We start from the raw sequence: 1,090 nt of genomic DNA on the forward strand, positions 1-1,090 counted from the left end.
TAGTTCACGGTATTTCATCCCGCTTGTGTTGAACAATTTTTTCAGTTCTAACCCAGCCTTATCCGCTGCTTCACGGATTTCTGCTTTAGTTGGAGGATTCTCAACAATATGTACCGCCTGAAAATCGATGTTTTGATCTTTCAGCCACTTTTTTGCTTTTTGGCATGTGCTGCATTTAGGATACTCATAAAATGTGATGGTCATCATTTATCCCTCCTTTTTTATAGTACCATAAACACTCTGTATGAAAAAAGAAGCCTGCTTTTATTTTTAGGCTGCTTTTTGCAAACGATGTATTAGTAAAGAATTCAGAGAAGCCGTTAATCTCCGTTTCAGGTGCACGCTTTCCGCGGGGCGGGCGGTGAGCNNTCTCACCTGTCCCACTCGTCCCGCTGGAGTCGGCACCTTACACTTCGATTAACTTATCATTGAAGTATTCAAAGATGATCAAGTAAATTAAAAATAAGCGAATGGAGAATACAAAAATCCCACATAGGTAAAGCGTTGAAGCTTAACTTTCACTACAGAGGCAAATCGCTGAAACTTGCTATAAAACATGTCGCAATAGCAACAATTTTTTAGTAAAAAGACTCAAAAAAAGTCCCCCCAGTTACGGGGGGAAAGAAGAGAATTTTTTAGGCAGTTCGTGTGATTCAATAAATTAAACGATATAGCGTTCTTCTTCGACCAATACAGCTGCAATTTCGCGCTTCTTCTTGATCACGTTGATCGGAGTGTGGCGTGTCAGCTTGCGCATAGCGGAAAGCATCATTCTGAGCATGTCGCCTTGCTCGACAGCGATGATTGATTCCTTAGCATGTGCCTCGATGCGGTTGAATGCTTCCTGGCAGAACACTTCCGTCAGAAGAACCTTCTGGCTGTTCTTTTCAAGGCCAGATTTGTTCACCGCTTTTTCCGTTCTAAGTACAACTGACTCCATCGCATACACCTCAGAGATGATGTCTGCGAGGTTTGCTAGTACTTCCTGCTCTTGCTCAAGCTTTGGCCCGAACTTTTGAACAGCAAGGCCTGCCGTCATAAGGAACACTTTTTTAGCCATTGATACAAGATATTTTTCTTGATCAAGCGG

Annotated in this window: 1 protein-coding gene and 1 pseudogene; both read right to left on the reverse strand. The window is 42.5% G+C overall.

The window, feature by feature from the left end; genetic code table 11:
• The coding region (locus tag CGZ90_RS20000) for a glutaredoxin domain-containing protein (RefSeq protein ID WP_276206783.1) at positions 1–204 on the reverse strand (204 nt) is incomplete at its 3' end.
• A 457-nt stretch (positions 205–661) separates the two neighbouring features.
• Positions 662–1,090 (reverse strand): annotated as a pseudogene (locus CGZ90_RS20005) (acyl-CoA dehydrogenase); the annotation flags it as partial.

Origin of the sequence: Fictibacillus aquaticus (genome assembly GCF_002245695.1) — a bacterium.
Taxonomy (GTDB): Bacteria; Bacillota; Bacilli; order Bacillales; family Fictibacillaceae; genus Fictibacillus; species Fictibacillus aquaticus.